Source organism: Oculatella sp. LEGE 06141 (genome assembly GCF_015207605.1).
Taxonomy (GTDB): domain Bacteria; phylum Cyanobacteriota; class Cyanobacteriia; order Elainellales; family Elainellaceae; genus Oculatella.
Map to the genome: position 1 here is coordinate 35,489 of NZ_JADEWO010000009.1, position 20,210 is coordinate 55,698.

32 protein-coding genes are annotated in these 20,210 nt (G+C 51.4%); 14 read left to right on the top strand and 18 right to left on the bottom strand.

Features of this window, described 5'->3' with window-relative positions; translation table 11 throughout:
- A complete protein-coding gene (locus IQ268_RS08610) occupies positions 1–774 on the top strand; it encodes a DUF3102 domain-containing protein (RefSeq protein ID WP_193877508.1) in 774 nt (257 codons plus the stop codon).
- Here IQ268_RS08610 and IQ268_RS08615 read toward each other — a convergent pair.
- Entirely contained in the window at positions 766–1,098 is a 333-nt protein-coding gene (locus IQ268_RS08615) for a hypothetical protein (protein WP_193877510.1), read from the bottom strand. The two genes, IQ268_RS08610 and IQ268_RS08615, sit on opposite strands and share 9 nt — an antisense overlap.
- Positions 1,099–1,188: 90 nt before the next feature.
- On the opposite strand from IQ268_RS08615, the gene IQ268_RS08620 reads away from it, so the two are divergent.
- Genes IQ268_RS08620 through IQ268_RS08630 form a run of 3 tightly spaced genes read left to right on the top strand, consistent with a single transcriptional unit; the run spans position 1,189 to position 2,100 of the window.
- Positions 1,189–1,362, top strand: a complete 174-nt coding sequence (locus IQ268_RS08620) for a hypothetical protein (protein WP_193877512.1) — start codon at positions 1,189–1,191, stop codon at positions 1,360–1,362.
- A gap of 4 nt (positions 1,363–1,366) precedes the next feature.
- A complete protein-coding gene (locus IQ268_RS08625; protein WP_193877514.1) occupies positions 1,367–1,750 on the top strand; it encodes a hypothetical protein in 384 nt (127 codons plus the stop codon).
- On the top strand, positions 1,747–2,100 hold the full coding sequence (locus IQ268_RS08630; RefSeq protein WP_193877516.1) for a hypothetical protein: 354 nt from the start codon (positions 1,747–1,749) through the stop codon (positions 2,098–2,100). Before IQ268_RS08625 ends, IQ268_RS08630 begins: the two co-directional genes overlap by 4 nt.
- 54 nt (positions 2,101–2,154) lie before the next feature.
- Here IQ268_RS08630 and IQ268_RS08635 read toward each other — a convergent pair whose 3' ends face one another.
- The 5 genes from IQ268_RS08635 to IQ268_RS08655 form a co-directional block, all read right to left on the bottom strand.
- On the bottom strand, positions 2,155–2,583 hold the full coding sequence (locus IQ268_RS08635) for a single-stranded DNA-binding protein (RefSeq protein ID WP_193877518.1): 429 nt from the start codon (positions 2,581–2,583) through the stop codon (positions 2,155–2,157).
- Between the two features lie 59 nt (positions 2,584–2,642).
- On the bottom strand, positions 2,643–2,903 hold the full coding sequence (locus IQ268_RS08640) for a hypothetical protein (RefSeq protein ID WP_193877520.1): 261 nt from the start codon (positions 2,901–2,903) through the stop codon (positions 2,643–2,645).
- Positions 2,904–3,008: 105 nt separating this feature from the next.
- Positions 3,009–3,359 (bottom strand): hypothetical protein, encoded by a 351-nt coding sequence (locus IQ268_RS08645; RefSeq protein WP_193877522.1) that lies wholly within the window; start codon positions 3,357–3,359, stop codon positions 3,009–3,011.
- A 5-nt stretch (positions 3,360–3,364) separates the two neighbouring features.
- Positions 3,365–3,631, bottom strand: coding sequence for an endonuclease (locus IQ268_RS08650; protein WP_193877524.1), 267 nt, complete (start codon positions 3,629–3,631; stop codon positions 3,365–3,367).
- 83 nt (positions 3,632–3,714) lie between these two features.
- A complete protein-coding gene (locus IQ268_RS08655; protein ID WP_193877526.1) occupies positions 3,715–4,047 on the bottom strand; it encodes a hypothetical protein in 333 nt (110 codons plus the stop codon).
- 211 nt (positions 4,048–4,258) lie between these two features.
- Between IQ268_RS08655 and IQ268_RS08660 the strand changes: the two genes are divergently transcribed.
- Positions 4,259–4,519, top strand: a complete 261-nt coding sequence (locus IQ268_RS08660; protein WP_193877528.1) for a helix-turn-helix transcriptional regulator — start codon at positions 4,259–4,261, stop codon at positions 4,517–4,519.
- A 153-nt stretch (positions 4,520–4,672) separates the two neighbouring features.
- Here IQ268_RS08660 and IQ268_RS08665 read toward each other — a convergent pair whose 3' ends face one another.
- From IQ268_RS08665 to IQ268_RS08705, 9 genes are all read right to left on the bottom strand, one after another.
- Positions 4,673–4,864: a hypothetical protein gene (locus IQ268_RS08665; RefSeq protein WP_193877530.1), complete on the bottom strand. Its 192-nt coding sequence runs from the start codon at positions 4,862–4,864 to the stop codon at positions 4,673–4,675.
- Between the two features lie 10 nt (positions 4,865–4,874).
- A complete protein-coding gene (locus tag IQ268_RS08670; protein WP_193877532.1) occupies positions 4,875–5,291 on the bottom strand; it encodes a hypothetical protein in 417 nt (138 codons plus the stop codon).
- A gap of 18 nt (positions 5,292–5,309) precedes the next feature.
- Positions 5,310–6,890 carry an ATP-binding protein gene (locus IQ268_RS08675; protein WP_193877534.1) on the bottom strand — a complete coding sequence of 527 codons (1,581 nt, stop codon included), beginning with the start codon at positions 6,888–6,890 and terminating at the stop codon, positions 5,310–5,312.
- A 25-nt stretch (positions 6,891–6,915) separates the two neighbouring features.
- Positions 6,916–7,659 (bottom strand): hypothetical protein, encoded by a 744-nt coding sequence (locus IQ268_RS08680; protein WP_193877536.1) that lies wholly within the window; start codon positions 7,657–7,659, stop codon positions 6,916–6,918.
- A 3-nt stretch (positions 7,660–7,662) separates the two neighbouring features.
- Positions 7,663–8,175, bottom strand: coding sequence for a hypothetical protein (locus IQ268_RS08685; RefSeq protein ID WP_193877538.1), 513 nt, complete (start codon positions 8,173–8,175; stop codon positions 7,663–7,665).
- Positions 8,175–8,510 (bottom strand): hypothetical protein, encoded by a 336-nt coding sequence (locus IQ268_RS08690; protein WP_193877539.1) that lies wholly within the window; start codon positions 8,508–8,510, stop codon positions 8,175–8,177. Before IQ268_RS08690 ends, IQ268_RS08685 begins: the two co-directional genes overlap by 1 nt.
- A gap of 74 nt (positions 8,511–8,584) precedes the next feature.
- The gene (locus tag IQ268_RS08695) at positions 8,585–8,746 is read right to left on the bottom strand and encodes a hypothetical protein (protein WP_193877541.1); all 162 of its coding nucleotides are present in this window, start codon (positions 8,744–8,746) and stop codon (positions 8,585–8,587) included.
- An 87-nt stretch (positions 8,747–8,833) separates the two neighbouring features.
- Entirely contained in the window at positions 8,834–9,283 is a 450-nt protein-coding gene (locus tag IQ268_RS08700) for a hypothetical protein (RefSeq protein ID WP_193877543.1), read from the bottom strand.
- Entirely contained in the window at positions 9,276–9,545 is a 270-nt protein-coding gene (locus tag IQ268_RS08705; protein WP_193877545.1) for a hypothetical protein, read from the bottom strand. Before IQ268_RS08705 ends, IQ268_RS08700 begins: the two co-directional genes overlap by 8 nt.
- Before the next feature lie 198 nt (positions 9,546–9,743).
- On the opposite strand from IQ268_RS08705, the gene IQ268_RS08710 reads away from it, so the two are divergent.
- Both IQ268_RS08710 and IQ268_RS08715 read left to right on the top strand, forming a co-directional pair.
- A complete protein-coding gene (locus IQ268_RS08710) occupies positions 9,744–10,145 on the top strand; it encodes a hypothetical protein (protein ID WP_193877547.1) in 402 nt (133 codons plus the stop codon).
- Positions 10,114–10,809 (top strand): hypothetical protein, encoded by a 696-nt coding sequence (locus tag IQ268_RS08715; protein WP_193877549.1) that lies wholly within the window; start codon positions 10,114–10,116, stop codon positions 10,807–10,809. The genes IQ268_RS08710 and IQ268_RS08715 overlap by 32 nt, the downstream gene beginning before the upstream one ends.
- Positions 10,810–10,852: 43 nt before the next feature.
- Here the strand turns inward: IQ268_RS08715 and IQ268_RS32185 are convergent, their stop codons facing one another.
- A complete protein-coding gene (locus tag IQ268_RS32185) occupies positions 10,853–11,065 on the bottom strand; it encodes a hypothetical protein (RefSeq protein WP_228035209.1) in 213 nt (70 codons plus the stop codon).
- Between the two features lie 76 nt (positions 11,066–11,141).
- On the opposite strand from IQ268_RS32185, the gene IQ268_RS08720 reads away from it, so the two are divergent.
- A complete protein-coding gene (locus IQ268_RS08720) occupies positions 11,142–11,372 on the top strand; it encodes a hypothetical protein (RefSeq protein WP_193877551.1) in 231 nt (76 codons plus the stop codon).
- A gap of 93 nt (positions 11,373–11,465) precedes the next feature.
- Here IQ268_RS08720 and IQ268_RS08725 read toward each other — a convergent pair whose 3' ends face one another.
- The gene (locus IQ268_RS08725) at positions 11,466–12,173 is read right to left on the bottom strand and encodes a hypothetical protein (RefSeq protein ID WP_193877553.1); all 708 of its coding nucleotides are present in this window, start codon (positions 12,171–12,173) and stop codon (positions 11,466–11,468) included.
- A gap of 472 nt (positions 12,174–12,645) precedes the next feature.
- The gene (locus IQ268_RS08730; protein ID WP_228035210.1) at positions 12,646–12,948 is read right to left on the bottom strand and encodes a helix-turn-helix transcriptional regulator; all 303 of its coding nucleotides are present in this window, start codon (positions 12,946–12,948) and stop codon (positions 12,646–12,648) included.
- Positions 12,949–13,150: 202 nt separating this feature from the next.
- Here IQ268_RS08730 and IQ268_RS08735 point away from each other — a divergent pair, with 202 nt between their 5' ends.
- From IQ268_RS08735 to IQ268_RS08760, 6 genes are all read left to right on the top strand, one after another.
- Positions 13,151–13,363 (top strand): hypothetical protein, encoded by a 213-nt coding sequence (locus IQ268_RS08735; RefSeq protein ID WP_193877557.1) that lies wholly within the window; start codon positions 13,151–13,153, stop codon positions 13,361–13,363.
- 350 nt (positions 13,364–13,713) lie between these two features.
- A complete protein-coding gene (locus tag IQ268_RS08740; RefSeq protein ID WP_193877559.1) occupies positions 13,714–14,046 on the top strand; it encodes a hypothetical protein in 333 nt (110 codons plus the stop codon).
- Positions 14,043–17,165 (top strand): plasmid replication protein, CyRepA1 family, encoded by a 3,123-nt coding sequence (locus IQ268_RS08745; RefSeq protein WP_193877561.1) that lies wholly within the window; start codon positions 14,043–14,045, stop codon positions 17,163–17,165. The genes IQ268_RS08740 and IQ268_RS08745 overlap by 4 nt, the downstream gene beginning before the upstream one ends.
- Positions 17,166–17,178: 13 nt before the next feature.
- A complete protein-coding gene (locus tag IQ268_RS08750; protein ID WP_193877562.1) occupies positions 17,179–17,568 on the top strand; it encodes a hypothetical protein in 390 nt (129 codons plus the stop codon).
- Positions 17,568–18,050 carry an HNH endonuclease gene (locus tag IQ268_RS08755; RefSeq protein ID WP_193877563.1) on the top strand — a complete coding sequence of 161 codons (483 nt, stop codon included), beginning with the start codon at positions 17,568–17,570 and terminating at the stop codon, positions 18,048–18,050. The genes IQ268_RS08750 and IQ268_RS08755 overlap by 1 nt, the downstream gene beginning before the upstream one ends.
- A 34-nt stretch (positions 18,051–18,084) precedes the next feature.
- Positions 18,085–20,097, top strand: coding sequence for a hypothetical protein (locus tag IQ268_RS08760; RefSeq protein WP_193877564.1), 2,013 nt, complete (start codon positions 18,085–18,087; stop codon positions 20,095–20,097).
- Positions 20,098–20,210: the final 113 nt, after the last annotated feature.

Consider the following 20,210-nt stretch of genomic DNA (forward strand, 5'->3'; position numbering starts at 1 on the left):
ATGGCGACAGCAGTAGAAGTGTTGTATGACTTCGACTACAACCAGCTCGATGTAGAGCAGCGGGTTGTTGTGCAGCAGCGGACGAGCGAGATTAAGTCTCTGCTACGACACAGGGCACAAAATGCTGTTGAGATTGGACAGAAGTTGTTGGAAACCAAAGAAATTCTTGGTTATGGACATTACCGAGCCTGGATAGAATCTGAATTTGCCTTAGGCAAAACGATCGCCAATCATTTCGAGAATGTCGCCAAACAGTTTGCCAACGTCCCTAATGTGGACAGTTTCGACTCTAGTGCGCTCCGAGTGTTGGCAGCTCCGTCTGTTCCTGAGGAGATTAGACAAGAGGCGATCGCCCTGGCCGCTGCGGGGGAGTATGTCTCCCATGCCAAAGCCAAAGAGTTGACTGGCAAGGCCAAACCTGAAGCAAAGGAACTGTTTCAGCCCGGTCAGGCCGTTCAGGTAACGGATTTCGCGGCCAGCCACCAGGGAGAAACGGTAGAGGTATTAGAGGTCAGCCGAGACCTGATTGAATGCAAAACGCCAGACGGGGAAACGGTTTCGTTCTTTCGCTCTGATCTGGACACTGGCGAGGCAGCTCCATCCGCAAAGCCAGCACCCAAACCGAAAGCTTCTAAGCCGCATCCGATCGCCACACTGGATGCCAAGTTAGACCTCGCCAGCACCCGACTGGAGTTGATGGCTGATTTGTTGCGGCGATCGCTCATCTATCTGCCACCCGAACTGAAGGCGGAGGCTGAAGAGCTTTTAAACTAAGGTCGTGCGCTTAATTTCTTGACCCATCTCCTCTAGAGCATTTGCCCAAGGCAATAGTGCTACTGCCTCGGTTGTGGCAGGAATGTGAGCAAACATCCATCTCCACAAACCGGCCTTAAGTGATTCGTCTTCTGCCGGGGGCGCTTCAATTTCAATCTGGTGTGCGGCACAGTAGCGGATTGCAGTTGCAGTTCTAATCAACAGCTCAACTACTTCTACTGCCTTGTGATCGTGCAAACAAATCCCAACCCTGTCGGCTAGCCAGTAGCGCAATTTGCTCTTGATGGAGCCGACAAGTGCCAAATCGATGTGCTGTACTTCCATAATTCATGAGCGCTATACGATCGCGCCTCTCCTAAATCAGGATGCCCTTGCCGTAGGGAACGCTGGAGTTGCAGATTTACTCTCCCCTCCATGCTCACCCGGCTACAAAAGCTTGATCCAGATGCCATTACGACAATGGCTGGCATTGCAGGCGCGATAACGACTTATCTTGCCGCCCAACAGGTCTTAGACAGCCATACAGCTCAACTGATCAGCGCCGTGCTATTGCTGATCAACGGCTACTACACCAACCGCAGAGGGTAAGCGAGTGCCCTACAGACGCGCCTTACTCAGCCGTTATTTACGCAGCGAAATCTGGTTGGTGATCCTTTTCCTAGCGTTTGATTTCATAGCCTTTCCAACCCAAGTTGCTCAACGGCTGAATTTAGGCTGGGCATCTGTCGGTACATGGACTGTTTGGTTGACCGTAACGGCAGCGATTGGGCTGGTTGCCATCCACCGGAAAAGTGGGCGGCTGTGGCGGCTGTTCTGCGCCACTTCAATCTTTTTACTGCTGACCCTGGCAACGATTTGCCTTCTAGCCAAGGGATACACCGGGTTCACAACCTACGGCACGCTGGCCTACAGTGCCTTGCTGCGGCTGCTTGAGATTCCCTCATTCACCCTGTTTGGCACCAGACGGGAGGAATGATGGACCCACAAATTTATCCGTATCTGGCTGGACTGGTTGGCGCGATCGCTGGCTCATGCATTTCTCTAATTAAGGAGCGGCGATCGGGCAAAACGCTGGATTTGGAATATGTGCGCGGTTTGATTGATGAACAGATTGAAGACCTGCGGACGGAGCGCGATAAGAGCAGGTCAGAGATGGTCAAACTGCGCGAGCGGATTGCTGTAATGGAATCCCATCTGCGAGCGATGGAGCAAAGAAAGAATTTAGAAATTGCCCAATTGCGTGAGGAAAACCAGGGACTGAGGCGGCTGAATGCCAAGCTGGCGGCTGAAAATGTGCAGTTCAAGGCTCGTCTTGGTGTAACCTGACCACTAAAAAACCCCGTCAATGGCGGGGTGTTCAGGGTGCATTTACTAGCCCTATTATGTGCTCTGAGTCTTCCGTTGCTTCAGTTGGCGCAATAGTGCCACGGCTTTATCTGGTAGTGGATCAGCTTCAATTTTCACTTCCTTAAAGGTAACGAGCCGCTCGTAAATTGTTTCATCCCCGTCCTTTCCGGTGGCGCGACTGTACCAAATGGCAACTCCAAACTTATTAACAGGGCAACGGCGAGTGTAAATTTTGCCGCCATGCCTGACTGCGATCGCGCCATGCTTGTCTTTGGCAATGATTTCGGCATTGATTGAGTTCCAGGCAAACCCAGGATAGTCGGCTAAGTCTCTTACGATATCTGGTGCGGGTTGGGGCTGCGCTTCAAGTACGGTGGCAATCCGTTCGAGCTGAATGCAAATTTGGGCAAGGATGTCTGGGGTATCCATTGGGGTGGGGCACTCCTGATTGCCGTGGGTCAATGGTTTCTTTTAAAGCAATCGCCCCCTGCTGGTGACAAGAGGGCGATCGCCATCAAACGCTAGCTAGATTGTTTTGGTTGACAGGTTCCAGTCTCCTGATCCCATTGCCCTCCTAAACTTGTGCAAGTGTAGGTCGCAATTTGTGGAGCGGGTTCTGCGAGGGCAGGTTCAAACTGACACCGACCAGAGGTCTTGCGACAGCCTTCTGGCTGGGCAGGTTCACCCTGCTCATCGCCACGTTGATTGATTTGGCCATCGTTGACGAGGGGAGGAGTGGATTGAACGAATAGACCGATTGAGATTGAAAGTTCAAGTAGCATGGTATTGCCTGTTAGCAGAATAGGTATCCAGCCGCTGACCCGTGGAAAGAGAGGCGGCTGGGTTAACTGGGGCAACCTTGGAGAGGGGCTTCTTACAGGTGAAGATTAGGCGCTGGCAGTACGCAACTCCATGATGGCGATCGCATGTCTCTGCTCTAACTTCGCGACAGAGAAGCGGTTGAGCAGAAGTTGCAATTCAATCTCCATCTCAGCATGTTTATCCTTGGCAGCTTGATAGACTTCAGCCACTTCCAAATATTCCGGAGACTCCAGCAATTCAGTTCGTTTCGCTTTGCGCTGAGCATCGTTTTTGAGGTCAGCATCAAAGGCGATCGCACTGTCAATCTTTGCAGTGAGCCGAGTTAGCTGCTCTTGCAATCGGCGCACAGTTCGTTCAGCCAGGAGTAGTTGGAATTGGGACTGAGCGATCGCTTCTGGATAGTTGGAAAGATTCATGTTGGTCACCATTTGAAATTGCAAATCCAGCAGAGGCGTGGGGTGTTCTTCTGGCGCTTGAGTTGACGCTCTAGAGAGCGATCGCCAATCCATTCGCGTGCAACGATGAAGCCGATATCACGTTCTTTTGCCACTTGGCACAACCGTGAACCGTGACCTCGTTCGTGCTGTGTAATGCGGTTCTCGATGTTGTCGCTATAGCCGAGATAATGCTGTGCGGTGTGGCGATCGCTGATGGGTCGATCGAAGTGGAGGAGGTAGCAGCCTTGCATCTACTACCTCCCTGACCCACGGTGGAAGCAGAGGGCAGCGGTGGAAGCTGCCCAGATGATTGGGTTCATCTGAGCAGTTCCTACTAGCTAGCGATCGGAACCAGGTGAATCTTCATACCGTTTTGGCGAAGGTGCTCACTCTGCTGAGCGAATACCTCCTTCATGAATCCGAACTCAACTGCCATGCTTTTGACGTTTGATTGAACCAGGGCAAACAGTTCGGTCAGTTCGGTAGGGTTGTCGCCGCGATCGTTCGCCTTCAACAACTCTTGAATGTGATCGGCCAGCATGGCTAGATCGTCAAGCACCAGGTCGTCAATTAATTCGGGTTCGGGGGCGATCGCTTCTGCTTGTGTCTCAAGCAATTGGTTTAATTCAGCTTGAGCGATCGTTTGGGTGTCGAGAGTGTATGTCATATTGGTTCTAGACCTTTAATTAAGGGTTCACTCAACCCGCTCCTTCTGCCGTTCCGCCAAGTTCGATAGGAAGGAAGCGGGTTTTGGTTTGGCTGTTCTTCGCCTCACCTGAATTAAATATAACTCCAATTATTTGGATATGTCAATATTGATTGGATATTTGTGCTTTACTTGGAGTGCAAGCATTTTGTGATGTTCCAAGGAGGGATATATGCTGATTGTTGGAGTTCAACAACAGCCCGTGAAGTTAAGCTTTTCTGAGTGGCTCAAGGTGACACGCGATCGCACAGGAGTGACGCAGGCTCGATTAGCAGCAGAGTTGCAGGTCAGGCCGCAAACGATTAGCAACTGGGAGAACGGAGTATCTTCTCCGAGCCTTGATCCTGTTCAAATGCTCAAGCTCTGCACTTTGCTCAAGGTGAGCCTTGAAGAATTGGCGATTGCGTATCAAAGCGAAGGGCACGATGCCTAAATACAAAAAACCGCCCCATGTGGGACAGCAAAGCAGTTAGTAGTGTAAGTGCGTGGCTCTCGAACGGAAAACCATTTACAAGGCTAGCGTTCCCGATTCAAACAAAAGCACCCTGCCGAGGGTGCTTTTGTTTTGCGGTGGTGGGGCGATCGCTCATCCGTTTGAAATCAGATGAGAAACAGTGTCTGAGGCAAGCTGCACTAAGGTTCTTGCTTGCAGAAGCTTGCCGTCACTGCTGCATTCATAGAGTCCGAGCTTTTCATTTTTGCTGGCCTCTGAAACGCCGAAAGGCTGAAATATCTTGTTAAATCCAGCTACCGATATGTTTGAGCCTTGCCAAGTCATCCGTACCTCCTTACTTTTTGCTTTGCTGTGGTGGGGCGATCGCCGCCCAATCAAGACATTGAGGCTGTGGCTTTTCCACAGGATGAACTGAGCAGGGATTAGCTAGATAGTCGATCGCCGCCACGCTGAAATACTTGCAGTTAAAGCATTCTGCACATTCCTCAATCTCTTCGCGATCGCTGTAATGGCGGATCGCCAGACAACCGCCTACCAGCACCCAGGTCAGGCTAAGTCCCGTTGCGGTAGCTGAGGTCTGAACCACTCCAATAATTTGACCTTCCCGATGGTCGCTGATAAAAGGGCTGGCAACAAACAGGGTACTGGTGGATAGCAAGGTTGCAGCCAAAGCACTCAGAAAGGTTGAAGCAGCGGCGCAGCAGTTAGCGCCAATGAGCTTTTCTGCAATGGTTCTTTTGGGGTCGGTCATGAATCAGTCCTTATCGATCTATCTGGTTTCTTCAACCTGAAATTTGGCGAGCAAGCTATCAATGTATTTAGAAATTTCCTGCCGCTTCCTGCCGCTGGTTACTCCCATGTGTTGCTCAATAAATCTGGTTCGCCCCATGCCTTTGCTGAGCGTCAAAAACAATCCGAGAAAACTCCGCTCGCTCAGGCCAGCCCAATTTTGTCCCAATTCTTGAATCAACCCTAAAACGGGTTTGTCCACCAGTCCATGCGGGTTGTCCGGGTTTTGTCCAGCGCTTGTCCCGGTTTTGTCCGGGTTTTGTCCATCTCTGTCCGGTGTTTGTCTTGACCCATTTGAGCTGGTCAGTTCAGGGAATCGAGTTAACATCCAAACCACTGGATCTGGATGCCCATACTCATTAGTTTCGGTGAGAATCCATGATGGCAACTCCCATCGGTCTTCTCTACCGTTTCGATCGATCAGATATTTGCCAGTGGGCGATCGCTCACCCATTTCGTCTTCAGTGTGAACGGCAAAGATGCCAACACGACCACTGCGCCAGGTCGCATCCATGCCTTTCAACCCATGAGCGCCGGAGGTGTCATTTTGGCTGATGCCGATGAAACCTATGCCGCTCTTTGGTCCTTTCATCAGCACAGCGGTGAGCAGCTTCTGCAAATCGATTTCGTATTGGCTAGCAGCGGCCAGCATTTCGTCAAAAATGACAGACTGATGCTTTAAAGAATGTTTTGAGGCGGATTCAATAGCACGGGTCATCCGGTCAACACCCTGAGAGTAAGCTCGAAAGTTGCTGGCTACCTCGCTCCAGGCAATTCGTTTGGGGTAATCATCGTCGGTGCTAAAATAGCCAACCTGATGATCTAAGGCTAACCGGGCGATCGCCAGCATCAAGGCAGCGGTTGTTTTCCCGCTTTGGGACGCGCCATAAAACCAGACAAACGGATGGTGGATTAGCGACCCAAGCGGGAAACCGTCACGACCTAGCACCGTGAGCAGATCCACCATCCGCGCCCTGGGGTCAGGGTTGGATAAGTCAGGCTCCATTGAGCGCTGCTCATCGCTATCATCTGGCTCATCATTGGCAGGTAGGTCAATCGACCTTTCTTCTGACTCTGATCCAACGGCTTGATTGGTGAAGGCAGACGGAGTAAGCGTTGCAGGTTCAAGCAATTTATTTAATGACTCCTTCCGCTGAGGCTTAGGCTTCTCCTGACGCTGCCTCCAAAGGTTGAGCAACGCCTCTGCATCGGGCGATAGCCGCAACCCTTTCTTCTCCGCCCATATCAACTGCGCGATCGCAGTCTCGTCGCCATACTGTTCGCAATACTCGCCTAGCGAATGACCTTCTAACTCATGAGCAACGCAGCCATACTGCTGGATGGCTGTCTGACTCTCGCTCATTTCTTTGTTCCGTCGCCAAGCAGTGTGGATGCCGATGATAGCAGGCGGCAAGAATGCGAAACCTGTTCCAGTAACTGCCGCGAGGGCAACCCCCGCAACAATGCCACTCACCCCAATCAATCCAGTGTGGGTGCCCTTAGCGGCTTTGAGGTAAGCATGCTCGATCCATTGTTCATCTGTCAGTTTTGCTGATTCCATAGAGAATTTCATACGTCAGCACCTTCTAGCGGTGAGCCTTGAGATGGGTGATTAGGTTGGACAAGCCGAACATCACTTTGACCAGGAACTCGACGCAGTACAGGCAGAAGCCGATCGCTGCCACGTTACCCCAGTTGATTTGATTCCACTGCCCGGTCATCAGGACTAACCACGCTCTATCAAACCCACCTTCAATTGGCGGGTAAATGGTGCTAACAACGCAGAAGTCGAGAATGTACGCAAAGCAGGCGGCATTCCTGGCTGTTGCAACCGTTTGCAGTGGTAAGCGGTTGTAGACTTTTTTCAAGGATTGAAGCAACGGGTCTTCCCAGGGGCGAACGCTATATTTTCTGCCGGACTCAGCATCATTGATGATGCCTTGCATCAAAATTCGGTTGCGTTCAACAAAGACTGGAGCCGTCTCGCAAATCTGGATGAATAGCCAAAGAATTGCTCCCAAGAGCCAGAAGATGATGCTCAAAGGAATGCCAGCCAGCCAAGCGACTACTCCACTAGTCGGGACAACTCCAGTCAGGCCGACGAGATACTCAACGGCTCTACTGTAGGGGAAGATGTTCAACCAGCAAAAGAATAGTGCAATGAGTGCGGCTGTCCAATATAGGAGACTGAAGATCCAGGTGTCTTTTAACGCGGAAAGCCATCGTCGGCCCTGCCATTTGCCGCTGCTGCTATCCGCTGGCTCTTGCCAGTTAGATTGCGGTGCCTGGTAGTCCTCTTCATGCCGTCTGGTTCTGGATTGATAGGCCATTAGTTAGTTCCTCACGGGGTTTGAGTAAGTGCCTTCTGCAAACTGGCGTTGCTCTGCTTCTCGAACGATCGCCTTGTTGCCTGTATAGGCAGGCAGGCTGATTTTGCTGTTGCCATCTAGGATTGCAGTGTTGCCGTTAGCGTCGCAGACCACCGTGCCAGGTGGCAGTGGTGAGCCATCGACCGGATCGACCACGCGTGCCCCAACGGCAACATTGGCGTATTGATTGGGAGTGTCTGCAAAGTAAATGAACATACAGCCTGCGACGTATCGCCCTTCGGCGATCGCGGCCTGCTGTTCAGCGAAAAGGGTGGAAGCTTCTGCCTCGGCGCTCAAAGCCGCATTGGCTTTGATTTGCTGCGCTCGAACTTCAGACGCTTTCATGTTTTCGAGAATGTTTTGATGGTTCATTGCTGCGATCGCTGCCGTGGCCACCAATGCGAGGGAAAGCATGGGATTTCGCTGCGCCCAGTTTTTACGGCTGGTATTGGACTGGAGTTCTTGGAATAAGCTCATCAGGCGAACACTCCTTGCTGAACCTGAGCAATGAGGGCAGCGAGTAGATCAAGGAGGTCGCGTTCGGGCAGATCGAAGATATCGATTAAGGCTTCATCCAGGCCAACAGCCTTCAGTTCGTCCTCGACTACGTACTGGAGCGGGAATTCGACGTACTGTTCGGGCGACAGATATAATTCCAGTTCGTCTGTCGCTAGCACAGAACCGATCGCCCCGACCAGTGTGAGCTTGCAGCGTTTGGTCATCTTTTGGAAGGTGGAGCCAAACTCCTGGGTCAATCCTTCACAAATTTCTGTGTAGGTAGGGCTTTCTGGATAAGTAGCGTTTTCTGGCATGTTGGAATCCTCTTGGCTATATGGGCTGGATTGAATAGCTGGACCGGAATTCCAGTCCGGAATTCCGGACTGGGTTAGCGACTGGAATAACGATTGAGCAAAGCCATGTAGTTGGCTTTAGTAATGCGCCGCCTGCCGCCATCGGGCAAAAGGGCGTAATAGATGCGATTCTTTCCGGTTTCTCCGTTGTTGGTTATTCCGCAGCATTCATTTGCTGCAACTCGTTTCAGTGCCATTGTTTTGTGAGCATAAAGGGCTGTTGAAGAGATGCCATGCGGTGAGGACGGAACCCACCAGCATGGCGAGGACGAGCGCTTTGCAGATCAGGAACCCGTTAGATTCCGCTGGATTGGGATTCCGGGAAGCGCGAAAAAATCCCCAAACTCCACCTCAAATACCTGTGAATCTGCGATTTGCTCTGGCTTTTCATACTGGCGATCGAGGTTTTCGATCTTTTCCACAGCAGCGGCAAAGATGCGAGCTTTGGTTGTGCGATGCAGCTCAACCAACACGTCAGAGGCTTGCTCCACGTAGCGCTGATTTGCCTGAATTGCACCTGCCAGCTCTTGATTTAGTTCGGCAGTTTGCTGGTGAAATCGGTTGGCAGTAATACGCGTGTTGTCGGCATAGACACGAGCAATCTCTCCGGTTTCAACAGGCTGAAATGCTTTATCAGTCTGCTTTTGGCTAGGGTGAATTGGTCGCTTAATCTGCTGCTTTTGGTTGTTTAGAACAGCTTGCTCTTCGGGGGTTAAATTGCTGTGTTCAGTCATTGGGGTACCTTTCAGGGTGTTGATTAAGGTCTTTAAGTAGCGCAGTTTTTGCTCGCTCAAGGGAGCGATCGCGCTTTAGGTGATTGGCAATAAAGAGGAACTTAGCGACATCGCGCTTGCCATATAGCGGCTTACGTTGCACCAGACAGAAGGGGAGCCACTCATAAAACTGGGAGACGCTTAACTCGCGATCAGCCCATATCAGTAGCTCTCGCCTAACGTCATCTCTGGTGTAGTCCTCTAGTAGTTGTGCTGTGGGCATTTCAGGCTCTCGGCTGAATGTCACCGGAATCTCAAGCAATTCTGATCAGATTCGGGTGACATTCCGGATACATGCAAAATAGCACATTTTTAGTAGCTGTAAAGCTACTAGATAGTAGCTAGCTAAAGTTTTTAAGCTGAATAGTAGCCAAACGGCTGTTAGTTCTTACGATGGAAAGGAAGCAACAACGGAGCGTATGTGAGCAAGCGCGTATTTTTAACCTTGCCTGACGGCGTAGCTGCCGACTTGAAGCGATGGGCTGATAGCGAAAGCAATAATTCTGCTGGATTGGCAGGTTTCCTGGTAGAGCAAGCGGTGCGCCAGGCGAAGGAGGAGGGCAAGATTCCTCCACCTCCTGGTGGGTCACCACTACCGGAATACAAATCCCTATCTCAGCTAGTTATGCACAACCTCAGCAAGCTAGCCGAGTCAGGCAAGCTACCACAAAAGCGGCTGAAGGAGCTGATGGACGGCGATCGCCCCACAGAAGTCGAAGTTTTGCGGATTGCTCTGTTACTGGAGTTGACCGAAGAGTACGTTTCAGACCTGCCAATCAATGGAGGAGTGAATGGCGACAAAACAAAAACTGGAACTAAATGATTACTTGCCAAGCAATTGGCAAGTTCTACCAACAGCTAATGGCGTTCGCCTGGTGGCACCTAACGGTATGGATGCTCAGTTCTTCTATGAAGGAGCAAGAGAGTATTTAAAGCTTTCGGCGCAAACTCTTGGCTCAATCGAATTGCTCTGGGATGGCTGCGCTCAGCCAATCAAGGTGGAAGGCATGGCTAGCGCTAAGTCACCAAGCATCGACAGCTACGCTCCCTCTAAAATCAGCCCTGATGCTAACCATGAGGCGGTGGCAGACTTCATCAAAGGCAAAAAAGCTGAAGGGCTAATTGTCACCATTACCAGCATGGTGAGCGATAAATGTTTACTGGTTAACGATCTTCAGGTATTCGATCGCGGCGGTGGCTGGACCGGCGATGACTGGATTGGATTGGATTTCAAAAAGCTATGGCGAGACTCGTTTCAGATTGGCAAGACCAACTACTACGGGCAGCTCGTTCAAGCAATTGAACGCGATCGCGGTATTTCAGATTTTCACTATCACATCCGCCGCCCGTCCGGAGCGCTGGCAGAATATAGCAGCAGCTACCACTTTGTAGAAAACTTTTTGGAAGTGCCCGTCAGGATTGCAGTATCCAAGGTGGGTGACTGGAGAGTTATTGAGAGTGCAACTGACGGCAGTGAAACGATCTAGATCAAATCCGCAACCGTTGCGGATTTGGAAGAGTCGATCGCCCCTACCTCTTCTTGCTACTCTTTACCCGTCGCCACGCCCAACGCAGCGGCCAGGTGACAAGCCAGAGCAACCAAAGGACGATCGCAACATCATAACGGCGGGTAAATCGATGCATGAAGTCTCCTGATTTCGCTGGGTTCAGCGTGCCCAAATTCGCAATGGGGCACAATGGAAACAACTGTTCTACGACAGCCAGCGGCGGTTGCTCTTCCAAGGGGTAGCAGCCGCTTTTGCGTTAGATGGAGCTGGCGGTTGGGGACTTTAAACCAGAACCCCTTGGAAGAAACAACATGACAACACAACCATCTGGACAACCCAACTCTCAGAACCCAACATTGATGGAGCTGCGATCGCTACGGCGTGAGTTTGCAGAACTCAAATCAGAAGTAACTGGATTACGTGCAGACCTCAATAACAAGAAACCGCTTGACATCACAGACCAGGTAGCGAAGGGTGTCGTGGTTGCAGGTTTCTTCTGGATTGTGATGGCTGCGTTCTTTCAGGCTTGTATGTCTCTCTAGCGTGGTGAGCGGTCGAACAGGCTGAACCAAACAACTGAAGACGGAAGAAGTCAGTAACCCTAGCTACTCCAGCTAGGGTTACTGACTCGATCTTTAGAGCATCCAACTATGTTCAGGGCAGTAAGCATTGATGGCGGCTACATTAATTGCTGCAAGAAGTGAAGCAGGCACATCGCTAGCGGCCTGTTGTCGTAATACAACCTGCAAAGAGCCATGTGCTTGAACGGTTGGGCAAATCATACGTGCATACGAAACGATCGTTGCAGGTTCAACAGATCTAGCAGACTCTAATACTCTTGGGTAATCTGCTCCAATGCCTGAGAAAATAGCCCAAAACTGCTCGTCCAAAACACCAGAAGCAGTAACAGGAGCGGCAGCAACAGGCTGTGAATAGCCGCTAGTTGATGGTGTTGTGGTTTGAGGTCTTGCACTTTCAACCGATGCAAGTGCTCTATCCCAATCAAACGATTGTCCCGATGCTTGTTGAGAAGATGGTTGAATGACAGTGGATGTTGATTGGCATCTCGGATCGCTGCTTCGAGCGTATTCCACCCTGGAAGCTCGGTAACCATCTAACTGGCTGCGATAAGCAACGAGCTGTTGGCGATAATCTGGAGTAATTTCGGCAGAACCAATTAGTTGTTGTATGGCAGCTATGGCATTATTCCAATCACTCGCACAGACAGAATTTTGCAGTTGAGACTGTAATTGTTGGACGTTGCTGACTTGAGCGATCGCAGGCGACATAATTGCTACGGCAAGAGATGCTACAGCAGCGGGCAGAGCACAAACCTTCAGCATATTGAAGAGGAAGAAAACGCTATACGCTCAACGTGCCCGAGACCTATGAACCTAAAACGCAACAAGAGTAAAGCTTGAATAAAGCCTTAGTTTCTCCCACGATCGGGTGATATTTCGGTGTTTCCAACTGACACAGTGACATCACTTAAAGCTGATTTGTTACCTTAGCAAATGCATCCGTCAACATCAGGGATGCACATGAAATTGACTCGGATTGAATACCGAAACTGGATAATTTTGGTTTTGCCTGTCGGAAGTAGGTGGAGGTTTTCATGCTCTCCTCCCAGCGGAGGAAGCATTACAGACAACAAGATTTATCAAGACCTTCATATCACCTGCGCGATCGCCAAAGCCCTTGTAGATCGCATCATTATTCGATGTGAAATAACAGGACTGCTTGACACTTGGCTGGAGTCAGGTCAAATTGCCACGGGGCAGTACTTTGAAATTAGTCGCTTGATATCAGCACTAGTTAAGTCACAGCTTTCCGTTCATCTAGAAGACGATCAAACACGACCCTCGCCACCTCCGAAAAATCATCCCGACCCATCGCTCTGATTTCTTGCAGGACTTCATCTAGTAACTTTTGCGGCTGCACCGGGATGTCATCCAAATATGACTCCAATTCCACTGGAGTCATATTTAGGACGGGTGCAATAGATTCTCTTGTTTCTTGGCTTGGATAGGTCACCGCATCAAGATAAGCCAATGCACTTGGCTGACTTACACCTAATCTCCGAGCGAGTTGCCGCCCCGACAAATTATTTTCTTGCATGTATCGGATCAGCAGCGCTGCGAGCCGATCTTTTTTTGCCTGAAGCCTAGACAAGCTTTAATCCAAACGCCCTTACGAGCATCTAATCACGCATATAACAGGTGGTTGTTACAAGATTTGATGAAAGGTTATTGTGATCGTTTTGATAGCAGGAAGCTATAATCCAATTGAAAGAGCTTTTGCGTTCAGGTGTAAAAACATCATGCCTAGGCTGAAACCGTTGAAACCGCTGAGAGTGCGGCGAACCGTTTACATTCTTGACTCTGTGGATAAAGCGCTAGGTCACACCTCTATTGAGGTCGGCCAGGACAAGAGCGATCTAGTGACCGAAGCACTGCGCCAATATCTACCTAAAATCTCCAACCTGCCCGTTGTGCTTGAGCTTCTCGAAAGAGATCGACAAATCGCCTCATAGCAAGACCGCCCCAGTTGCAGGACTGGAGCGGTTTTTGAATATTTCTGAATAAGGCGAGAAAGCCGCCAAAAGTTTCTCAGACCGTAACGGCTCTCTCAGACCTCTAGTTATCCCGTGCCCATTAGCGAGATACCACCCAACAGGCAAAACCTGCCGAAAGAAGTACACCCGGTGATCAACAGCCGCCCCGCCTTGAAAGTGTGACGGCTGTTGTCTGCCCTAACGGACAACAAAATGTTTCACATAACTACAAGCATACCAGCCCCAAATCCGGACTGTCAGCCACAAGCGACACTTCTGCCCTTAAACAATTCTCTCTCTAGAGGAAGAATGACTGTCGGAGGTGCGGCATGAACGCCATCGACCTGCTTGGCACCTGGGGCAAACTCGAACCTGACCAATATAAAGCCTGGGTTGAGCGTTCTCAGGGGATGGACGATCGCGCCGCCCAAGCCGAACTACTCCAAACCCTGCTGGAGGCGATCGCCTCCAGCGAAAGTGCCAGAGTGCGCCTTGAAAATTCGTCCCAAGGGTGGCACGCCACCCTTGGGAAACGGCTTCCAGATTCAAACAGCTTCCAGTTTTTAGTATTTGCCAAAGATCCTGATCCTGCCCTGGCACTGCTAACGGCCTGGGTTGAGTTCCTGGAGAAAGCAGCGATTGCCTCGGAGGTAGCCCAATGACCTCTACCACTCGTTTCACTACTGAACTCGATCGCATTGACCTTCAAGCCATCAAACCGGATCACATCACCGTCAAGCACTGGAATGAGTGGTGTGTAGAAAGCGCTGTCGATCCAGACATCACACGGCTCAACATCCGCAGTATCAGCGATTTAGAAGTTGACCCCGTCACCCGTGAGGTGTCTACACCAATCGCCGATCTGCTCAATTGGCGATATACCCGCTTTGGGCAACGTGCCAAAACAAATTTAGAGGGCTGGCTCTGCCAGGGAGTTGACCCTCTAAATAACTGCCAGCCGATGGATTGGGTCAGGTTCAAACCCAACCTCCCATTGCTGGACGAAAACGGCAAACCTAAAAGATATCTTGCCCCCAAAAACGTGTCGAGCCGCGCTACGTTCTTGCGGGTGAGCTGGAAAGCTGGCCTTAAAATCGCGAGGAGCTTAGGACATGAAGAAGTCTACGTCAAACGGATTTTGCAAGCGCACCAGGGCAGCGAAGCAGAAACGCAGAGCCGAGAAACGCATCCAGCAATTGAAGAGATCGGGAATTTCAGCGACGCTGTGTTACATTCCGGAGCTGGACGAGTGGCATCCTCAGTGCTACCTGCGGGATCTGCCCTCCAGCATGAAGACCCAGATTTTTGGGAATGGGTTTTTACAAACGGACTCCCAATCACCCTGACTGAAGGCGAAAAGAAGGCTGGCTGTTTGCTTACGCAAGGGGTGGTCGCGATCGCCCTCCCTGGTATCACAATGGGCGCTCGCAGTAAAGATGAGCATGGCAACCCATGCCTGCCCCGACTGATTCCAGAGTTAGAGCATTTCGCCACCAAAGACCGAGAATGGCTTATCTGCTTCGACTATGAGACCAAGGCAAAAACCGCATGGGCGGTTCGACGTGAAACAGAAAAGCTGTGCCGCTTAGCCCAACTGGCAGGCTGCACAGCCAAAGTTGTGCCCCTACCCGGCCCCGAAAAAGGCGTTGATGATTTCATCGTGGCACAGGGCGCAGAGGCGTTTAGATCCTGTTATGAAGCGGCTCTACCGCACGAAGTCTGGCAGATTGAGCATTACACCAAGCTCAGCCATACTCCCACCCTGGAACTCAATCAACGATACCTGGGGGCAATGTGCCTGCTGAACAACCCCAAACTGCTAGCCATTAAGTCACCAAAGGGCACTGGCAAGACAGAAAGTTTCGTTGAGTTAGTTTCTGAAGCAGTTCAAACCGGGCAGCGGGTTCTACTGCTCACCCACCGCACTCAACTAGGACAGGCCATCTGCGATCGCATTGGAATCGATTTCGTATCGGAAATTCGCGTTTCCGAGACCCGTGGACTGCTCGGCTATGGACTCTGCCTGGACTCCCTGCATCCAGGCTCTCAGGCGCGGTTTGACGCTGAACACTGGAATGATGCCATCGTCATCATTGACGAATGTGAGCAGGTCTTCTGGCATCTGTTCTCCGCTGAAACTGAAATCAGCAAACACCGCATTGCCGTCTTACGCCAACTCCGCCAACTGCTCATCAACACACTGGAGAGCGATCGCGGAATGGTCATCCTATCCGATGCTGACCTATCCGATCTGAGTATCGAGTTTGTTCAGAAACATACCGAAATCAGGACTGCCCCCTACTTAATCGTCAACCATTGGAGACCCGGATCTGAGCAAAGCTGGGAGATCTACCACTACAGCCAGACCGAACCAACCGAATGGTACAACTCCCTGGTTGGTGCGATCGCTCAGGGTGGACACCACTTTGTCTGCACCCACTCCCAAAGAACGAAGAGCCGCTGGAGTACCTGCACAATGGAGTCTCACCTCCGCAGGCGGTTTCCAGACAAGCGAATCCTCCGGATTGATAGCAAGAGCATCGGCGACAAAACACACCCAGCCTACGGTTGCATTAGCCGACTGAATGAAATCGTAGGCAACTACGACATAATTCTCGCCTCTCCCAGTATCGAAACCGGGGTCAGCGTTGATATTAAGGGGCACTTCACAGCAGTCTGGGGCTGCTTTCAGGGCTGCACCCCAGAAAATACCGTAAGACAATCCCTGGCACGGGTAAGAGAACCCGTTGAGCGGCACATCTGGATCGCCAAACACGGACTTGGCAAAGTGGGCAGTGGTGCCACCTCGCCACAAGCGCTGCTGAAATCTCAGCAAAAGATGGCGCAAGCCAGTTTAAAGCTGGTAGATCTCGATTTTGACTCAACAACAGGCGAATTCTTCAGCCACCATGCCGCCCTCAACACTTGGGCAAAAATGGCCGCCCGAATCAACATTGGTATGATTCGCTACCGAGAAGTGGTGCTCTACGGACTTCGGGGGGAGGGACACCAAATCTTTGAATTCGGCTGGAAGGTCGATCGCTCCGAGCTAAAGGAAGAGATCACAGCTGTTCGAGATGAGGAGTATTTAAAGGAGCGGGAGGCCATCACTACTGCCGATGAGATCACCCCCAGCCAATACGAAACCCTTAAATCTCAGAAAAATAAAAGAATGGAGGAGTGGCATAAAGAGCGAAAACATAAGCTGCAACAGCGCTACGGGTCAGAAGTCACACCAGAACTAATCGAGAAGGACGACAAGGGCTGGCACCCCCAGATCCGGCTCCACTACTATCTGGTGTATGGCCGCCAATTCCTCAAAGACCGCGATCGGGCTGTTGTGGATGCGGCTGTGCAAAGCCATGAAATCTGGCTACCGTCCCTAAATCACGCTCAACTTGGCGTTCAAATTGGGGCATTGGAGTTTTTGGGGATTCCACAACTACTAGACCCAAATCGGGAATTCCGCTGCACCGATGCTGACTTAATCGAATTTGCCAAAAAAGCGAAGGCACACGCCTACGACCTGAAAACCGTTCTCAATGTCACGATTTCTCAAAAAGATACGCCGATTGCGATCGTGCAAACACTGTTGGGCAAGATTGGGCAGCGGCTTACCTATGACCGGAGGGAGGGGTCAAGGGGCAATCGCGTCCGGGTCTATCTGTATCGTCCAGCCAGAGACGGCAGGGACGAGGTTTACTTGCGCTGGATAGAGCGTGACCAGATTAAAAGTCAATCAGCGGTGTCCAGCCCCGGTATAGATCAAATAACAGCGTAGGTGGACACAGAACATGAACACCACCCTACCGCCCTGGCTTCAATCCAACTGCCCCGCATACCACAGGCCGACTGGCACTCTGTTCATCGCCAGCAGGCTAGTCCGCTGCCCCACCACGGGCGAATACCTCCTGATGGATGCCCCCAGAGGGTGCAAAGGCAACAGCTATCGCCTCAGCGAGTGTTGCGAACCCACCATCAAGCATCTATACGCTGGCTTGATGGTGGTCAACGGCAAGGCGCTGAGCGTGAGCGTCGATCGCAACCTCATCACCATTGCCGACGGGCAGCGCCGCATCGGTGTGCGAATTCCTGAGCAATCTCCTGAAACTGAGGATTTGAAGGCGATCGCCCAAAACTTCGCCCAATTCTTCAATGGCAAAATTATTGAGGAGGTGACCTGATGCCGATGGATCGTCGTCGCTATCCCAAGGCATGGGAGTCGATCGCCCTCCAGATCAAAACTGCCGCCAACTGGACATGCGAAGCCTGTAACCGTCCATGTCGGCGACCTGGCGAGTTGGATGCCGAACTGGTTGAACGCATCGAAACAGACCATTCCGCATGGGCGAAAGACCTATACGAATGGCAAGAAACTGAGGAATTTGGGGCGATCGAAATCCCAAAGCTCACCCGATTCACGCTGACGACTGCCCATCCAAACCACGACCCGGAGAACCCAGACGCTGAGCTGAAAGCGTGGTGCTCTCCATGCCATTGTCGCTACGACCTCAAAGCAATGGGGACTAAGAAACGGCTGAAGTTGGAGCGTAGCGGCCAACTCACGATTGATTTGATAGGCATCACTGACCCAATACCAGCAGGGCAGGGCAAAGATCCGACACGAATTCAATTACCCCTTCGCGAAGAATTAGGAGGCTTATGAAAGCACACAATCAACTTGTCGGGAGGGCTTCGTAATGGTCGCTTCCGCTGAAAAGGATATTCGTAAAAAGTTTTCCGTTGGCGCGACGTTGCTCGACAGGAACGGGAGAGTGGGGAAGGTGACAAAACACATCAGTAGCGCCCTGCTCGAAATTAGCTGGCAGGGTGAGGCTCCCACCAAGCATCATCGGGATTCGATCACATCTCTAGATGTCCGTGAAATCGAACAACTCAGCGCGGATGAACAGGGTGAGGCTCCCGAAGTGGCTCCTATTCAAAAATTCCGAAGAGACGATCGCGTCTTCCCGTCCAAACCCGTCGAGGTCAGCGCCGTTGCCGTTTACCAGGGCGAAGCTTACTACAGCGAAGGCAAGCAAGGCGCATGGCGCACCGCTACTCCAGACGACATCAAAAACCTAAAAAAGGGCGATCGCGTCTCAATAGCCAACCAAAACTGGGTCTACACCTATGTGCGATGGGATTCAGTTGAGGCTGAAGCTGTAGTGAAATTTGTGGGCTACAACTTTCGCACCCGGATTCCGGTGGCAAAACTTCAGGTGGAGGGGTTGAAAACGCCTGAACCAGAGACTTTTCATGACAACGATGTCGCTGAGGGCGAGGTGATCGCCCTTGCTGAACCTAGCAAAGTTCCGGAAGAGGAGCCGCCTGGGGATATTAACGCTGCTTTGCTGGCAGCACTAAAAAGCGATAAGTGGAAGGAATTTCAGGATCAAGGAGCTAGCGATGAGCAATTGAAGTGGGCGATCGCTGACCATTTTGGGATTGAAGTAGGCAGCTCTAGCCCACACTGGTGGCGCGCCAAAGGCGGTAAAAATCCCAGGTTTTGGAACCGATCATCGTCCCAGGGTAAGCCTGATTTGCAAGGCAAAGCGCTGGTGGCGCGAGTGAGGGAGTTGCTAGGGATTCCTAAATTAAGCGATCGCCCTGCCACAGTTGAAGACCCTGTATCCTCTCTAGAGCCAATTCATCAACAGATTGCGCGACTAGCAACTGTTCCCTCTAACTGTCACGGCGACGAACTTGCGCTACGTCAAGGCTGGAAGCTTGATTTGCAAGGTAAAGCGCCAGTGGGAGCGATCGCTACCGATAATAAGCCCCTAACTATTATTGAAAGCCCTACTGAATCGATAACAAGGCTTGATGCCCTCGCCACCGAAATCAACGCCCTCTACGGACAGTTAGAGGAAGCGGAGGAAGTCGCCAGCAGCGCCGCCCGTAGCGCTCTCACCTTTGCCCGTGAGATGGGGCAAAAGCTGCTAGAGGCTAAGAAACAATGTGGGCACGGCAACTGGGAGGAATGGCGCAAACAACTCGTTTCATCCCGCTCTGGCAAGCCGCTCCCCAGCTCCACGGCCAGCCTCTACCAGCGCATCGCCAAACGTTGGGAGGAGGTTGAGCAGGCCGAAACCCTTAGAGATGCGGCTGCACTGCTGAAGAGCGATCGCCAACTCTCATCATCTGTAAATAAATCCACTTCCAAATCCGCAACGGAAGTGTCGATGGTTGCGGATTTGAAGAAAGAGGTGGTGCCAGCCGAGCAAATCGTCAGCGTCACTCACTCCGGCTGGATACAAACCAAAGAAGGGCGATCGCTAAACCCTGAACACTACGAACCGGAACAACCGCTGGTCTGCAAACCCTCTATCACACCGGAGGAGTTTAACCGAGAGATGACAGCAGACAACTGTTTTAGCGGTTGCCATAGCTGTAGGCACCGGATGCTGGCAGGCAGCGGCGATCGCTACCGCTGCGAGATGGATGAGTTTGGTGAGGGAATCAAAACTCTCTCGCTCAAAGAAAACTGGTTTGAGCTAAACGAAGGGTGCAAAAACTACAGCGGAGGTGGCACTCAGCCCACTATGGCGATCGCCACCACTAATAGTTGCGCTGGGATGCCAGCCATTCAAAAAGCGGTTTGGGAATGGCTAAACCTCAACGGAATTGAGGCCGATGAGGTTGCTGCCAGCAACGCGGCTGATGCGATTTATGAATACCTACACGGCCAATTTCTGGAGGTTGAAGACTGATATGCATAAACTCAGAATTTTTCTATGGGCCGCACTTCATCATGAGCAGTTCCGATACTGCTATCTGATTCTGCCGATCACCATTCGGTTCTATCAGGCACAGCCACACACAT

Bases quoted from the DNA above. Each gene is read 5' to 3' on its own strand.
- IQ268_RS08730 (WP_228035210.1), bottom strand. From the start codon at position 12,948: ATGCAAGAAAATAATTTGTCGGGGCGGCAACTCGCTCGGAGATTAGGT.
- IQ268_RS08665 (WP_193877530.1), bottom strand. From the start codon at position 4,864: ATGACTTGGCAAGGCTCAAACATATCGGTAGCTGGATTTAACAAGATA.
- IQ268_RS08695 (WP_193877541.1), bottom strand. From the start codon at position 8,746: ATGGCACTGAAACGAGTTGCAGCAAATGAATGCTGCGGAATAACCAAC.
- IQ268_RS08670 (WP_193877532.1), bottom strand. From the start codon at position 5,291: ATGACCGACCCCAAAAGAACCATTGCAGAAAAGCTCATTGGCGCTAAC.
- IQ268_RS08685 (WP_193877538.1), bottom strand. From the start codon at position 8,175: ATGAGCTTATTCCAAGAACTCCAGTCCAATACCAGCCGTAAAAACTGG.
- IQ268_RS08650 (WP_193877524.1), bottom strand. From the start codon at position 3,631: ATGCAAGGCTGCTACCTCCTCCACTTCGATCGACCCATCAGCGATCGC.
- IQ268_RS08745 (WP_193877561.1), top strand. From the start codon at position 14,043: ATGACCTCTACCACTCGTTTCACTACTGAACTCGATCGCATTGACCTT.
- IQ268_RS08700 (WP_193877543.1), bottom strand. From the start codon at position 9,283: ATGACTGAACACAGCAATTTAACCCCCGAAGAGCAAGCTGTTCTAAAC.
- IQ268_RS08715 (WP_193877549.1), top strand. From the start codon at position 10,114: ATGGCGACAAAACAAAAACTGGAACTAAATGATTACTTGCCAAGCAAT.
- IQ268_RS08720 (WP_193877551.1), top strand. From the start codon at position 11,142: ATGACAACACAACCATCTGGACAACCCAACTCTCAGAACCCAACATTG.
- IQ268_RS08705 (WP_193877545.1), bottom strand. From the start codon at position 9,545: ATGCCCACAGCACAACTACTAGAGGACTACACCAGAGATGACGTTAGG.
- IQ268_RS08615 (WP_193877510.1), bottom strand. From the start codon at position 1,098: ATGGAAGTACAGCACATCGATTTGGCACTTGTCGGCTCCATCAAGAGC.
- IQ268_RS08725 (WP_193877553.1), bottom strand. From the start codon at position 12,173: ATGCTGAAGGTTTGTGCTCTGCCCGCTGCTGTAGCATCTCTTGCCGTA.
- IQ268_RS08735 (WP_193877557.1), top strand. From the start codon at position 13,151: ATGCCTAGGCTGAAACCGTTGAAACCGCTGAGAGTGCGGCGAACCGTT.
- IQ268_RS08755 (WP_193877563.1), top strand. From the start codon at position 17,568: ATGCCGATGGATCGTCGTCGCTATCCCAAGGCATGGGAGTCGATCGCC.
- IQ268_RS08675 (WP_193877534.1), bottom strand. From the start codon at position 6,890: ATGGAATCAGCAAAACTGACAGATGAACAATGGATCGAGCATGCTTAC.
- IQ268_RS08610 (WP_193877508.1), top strand. From the start codon at position 1: ATGGCGACAGCAGTAGAAGTGTTGTATGACTTCGACTACAACCAGCTC.
- IQ268_RS08655 (WP_193877526.1), bottom strand. From the start codon at position 4,047: ATGACATACACTCTCGACACCCAAACGATCGCTCAAGCTGAATTAAAC.
- IQ268_RS08660 (WP_193877528.1), top strand. From the start codon at position 4,259: ATGCTGATTGTTGGAGTTCAACAACAGCCCGTGAAGTTAAGCTTTTCT.
- IQ268_RS08645 (WP_193877522.1), bottom strand. From the start codon at position 3,359: ATGAATCTTTCCAACTATCCAGAAGCGATCGCTCAGTCCCAATTCCAA.
- IQ268_RS08750 (WP_193877562.1), top strand. From the start codon at position 17,179: ATGAACACCACCCTACCGCCCTGGCTTCAATCCAACTGCCCCGCATAC.
- IQ268_RS08760 (WP_193877564.1), top strand. From the start codon at position 18,085: ATGGTCGCTTCCGCTGAAAAGGATATTCGTAAAAAGTTTTCCGTTGGC.
- IQ268_RS08620 (WP_193877512.1), top strand. From the start codon at position 1,189: ATGCTCACCCGGCTACAAAAGCTTGATCCAGATGCCATTACGACAATG.
- IQ268_RS08690 (WP_193877539.1), bottom strand. From the start codon at position 8,510: ATGCCAGAAAACGCTACTTATCCAGAAAGCCCTACCTACACAGAAATT.
- IQ268_RS08680 (WP_193877536.1), bottom strand. From the start codon at position 7,659: ATGGCCTATCAATCCAGAACCAGACGGCATGAAGAGGACTACCAGGCA.
- IQ268_RS08640 (WP_193877520.1), bottom strand. From the start codon at position 2,903: ATGCTACTTGAACTTTCAATCTCAATCGGTCTATTCGTTCAATCCACT.
- IQ268_RS08630 (WP_193877516.1), top strand. From the start codon at position 1,747: ATGATGGACCCACAAATTTATCCGTATCTGGCTGGACTGGTTGGCGCG.
- IQ268_RS08740 (WP_193877559.1), top strand. From the start codon at position 13,714: ATGAACGCCATCGACCTGCTTGGCACCTGGGGCAAACTCGAACCTGAC.